The 3082-nt window shown below is 40.4% G+C and carries 1 protein-coding gene and 2 pseudogenes; all 3 read left to right on the top strand.

What is annotated here, in order from left to right; translation table 11 throughout:
* A pseudogene (locus tag CCU_RS09215) lies at positions 1-409 on the top strand (tRNA uridine-5-carboxymethylaminomethyl(34) synthesis GTPase MnmE); the annotation flags it as partial.
* A 37-nt stretch (positions 410-446) separates the two neighbouring features.
* Positions 447-2326: pseudogene (gene mnmG / locus CCU_RS09210) on the top strand (tRNA uridine-5-carboxymethylaminomethyl(34) synthesis enzyme MnmG).
* A 45-nt stretch (positions 2327-2371) separates the two neighbouring features.
* Entirely contained in the window at positions 2372-3079 is a 708-nt protein-coding gene (gene rsmG, locus CCU_RS09205; RefSeq protein ID WP_015534426.1) for a 16S rRNA (guanine(527)-N(7))-methyltransferase RsmG, read from the top strand.
* Positions 3080-3082: the final 3 nt, after the last annotated feature.

Here is a 3082-nt window from a genome sequence, read left to right as displayed (position 1 = left end):
CAGAATACAGGATAAGAATGTTGTTGTGATACTCAACAAATCTGATCTGGAAAAGAAGATAGACGAATCGGATATTAAGAAATATATAGATGCAGATATAATTCAGTTGTCAGCACTGACCGGTGATGGCAGTGAAGAATTGTATGGGCTTCTGAACAGGATGTTTTTTGAGGGTACACTGACATATAATGATCAGCTTTATATCACTAATACCCGACACAAAAATGAACTTGTGTGCACCAAAAATGCACTGTTAAAGGTTAAAGAAAGCATAGATATGGGAATGGAGGAAGACTTTTTCTCCATTGATCTCATGGATGCGTATGAACATCTCGGTTTGATAATAGGTGAAACTGCCAGAGATGATCTGGCTGATAAGATATTTAAGGAATTCTGTATGGGAAAATAGATTGCAGGATATAAGGTACTGGAAGGAGGACATTTGTATGCCTGTTTTGAATGAAGAATATGATGTGGTAGTTGTGGGGGCAGGACATGCAGGATGTGAGGCAGCTCTTGCAAGTGCAAGACTTGGTCTGAATACTATTATTTTTACGGTGAGTATGGACAGTGTGGCCATGATGCCATGTAATCCGAATGTAGGAGGAAGCTCTAAGGGACATCTGGTAAGGGAAATAGATGCACTTGGCGGAGAGATGGGTAAGAATATAGACAAGACGTATATTCAGTCAAAGATGCTTAATGCGTCTAAGGGTCCGGCGGTTCACTCTCTTCGTGCCCAGGCAGACAAGGCAAATTATTCCAGAACCATGAAGCACACCCTTGAGAATACGGATAATCTCACATTGAGACAGGCAGAGGTGTCGGAAATTATTATCGAGGATAATGTGGTTAAGGGTGTAAAGACATATTCGGGAGCAACTTATTTTGCAAAGGCTGTGGTTCTGTGTACAGGAACATACCTCAAGGCGAGATGTATATACGGAGATGTCGTATATCACACCGGACCTAATGGACTTATGGCAGCTAATTATTTGTCAGATTCCATGAAGAATGCAGGGATAGAGATAAGAAGATTCAAGACGGGAACCCCTGCCAGACTGGATAAAAGAACGATAGATTTTTCTCAGATGGAGGAACAGAAGGGCGATGAGAAGATAGTTCCATTCTCATTTACAAATACTGAGGCGGATATAAGACGTGATCAAATATCATGCTGGCTCTGTTACACAAATGAGAAGACACATGAGATAATCAGAGATAATATAGACAGATCACCTCTGTTTTCAGGCGTGATCGAGGGTACAGGACCAAGATACTGCCCTTCCATTGAGGATAAGGTTACGAAATTCCCTGATAAGACCAGACATCAGATATTTATTGAGCCTGAGGGTGAATATACGAATGAGATGTATATGGGTGGAATGAGCAGCTCTCTTCCTGAGGATGTTCAGTATGAGATGATACACAGCATGAAGGGACTGGAGAATGCAAAGATAATAAGGAATGCTTATGCCATCGAGTATGATTGTATAAATGCCATTAACTTAAAACCTTCTCTGGAGTTTAAGAGTGTATCAGGACTTTTTGGTGCCGGCCAGATAAATGGAAGTTCAGGATATGAGGAGGCTGCAGCCCAGGGTATAATGGCAGGAATCAATGCTGCCAGAAAAGTACAGGGCAAGGAAGCGGTGGTTCTTGACAGATCACAGGCATATATAGGAGTTCTTATAGATGATCTTGTCACAAAAGAGACATCGGAGCCATACAGAATGATGACATCCAGAGCTGAGTACAGACTTCTTCTCAGACAGGATAACGCTGATCTGAGGCTCACGGAGATTGGACATGAGATCGGTCTTATAGATGACAAGAGATATGCTGCATTTACAAAGAAGAGACAACAGATAATGGATGAGATACAGAGACTTGAGAGCACCATGGTTGGAGCAAATTCAACCATACAGAAGTTTCTTGAGAATCTTGGAAGTACAGGACTTAAGACTGCTGCATCTCTTGCAGAACTTATAAGAAGACCGGAACTGTCATATGAGGCGATTGATCCAATAGATGAGGGAATAACCAAACTTCCGGATGATGTTATAGAACAGATAAATATAACCATAAAATATCAGGGATATATAGACAGACAGAATCAGCAGGTAAATCAGTTTAAGAAGCTGGAGAAGAAAAAGCTGCCGGCAGATATTGACTATAATGATATATCAAATCTCAGAATCGAGGCCAGACAGAAGCTGTCTCTCATCAGACCTGAAAATATTGGACAGGCGTCAAGAATATCAGGGTTTCTCCGGCTGATATATCAGTATTGCTGGTGTATCTCAAGATGAAGGGTAGAGACTAAACTGGTATAGAAGTTATTCAGAATAATTTGTTGAAGGAGAACAATATGGACAGATTAAATTCCATAACAAAACAGTTTGGTCTGGAATTGAGTGATAAGCAGATAGAACAATTTTCAAAATATTATGATATTCTGGTTGAGTGGAATAAGGTAATGAATCTTACAGCCATAACTGAGAAGGAAGATGTAATAATAAAGCATTTTGCTGACAGTCTGCTTCTTTCAAAGTATAAAGATCTTCATGAGAATATTGACGTTATAGATGTTGGTACAGGTGCAGGATTTCCGGGAATTCCTCTGAAGATTGCTTTTCCAGAGCTGAATATAACACTTATGGATTCGTTGAATAAGAGATTAAAGTTCCTCGATGAAGTTATAGATGAACTTGGACTGCAGGATATCCACACTGTTCATTCAAGAGCAGAGGATGGAGGCAGAGATGAGATGCATAGAGAAAAATATGATCTGGCTGTATCCAGGGCAGTTGCCAATCTTGCAACTCTGTCGGAATGGTGTATTCCATTTGTCAAGCCGGGTGGATATTTTGTATCTTATAAGTCAAATGCTTTGCCGGAAGAGATGCGGGATGGAAAGAAAGCAATCAGGATTCTTGGGGGACAGGTCGAGAACATATTTAATACGAATATACCGGAGACCAATAACCAGAGAAGCTTTGTGTTTGTAAAGAAGATTGCAAATACAGACAACAAGTACCCGAGAAAAGCGGGAGCTGCTAAAAAGCCAATAGCATAAAAA

This window comes from Coprococcus sp. ART55/1 (assembly GCF_000210595.1).
GTDB classification, from domain to species: Bacteria; Bacillota; Clostridia; order Lachnospirales; family Lachnospiraceae; genus Coprococcus; species Coprococcus aceti.
This window is presented reverse-complemented; position numbering and strand designations above follow the sequence as displayed.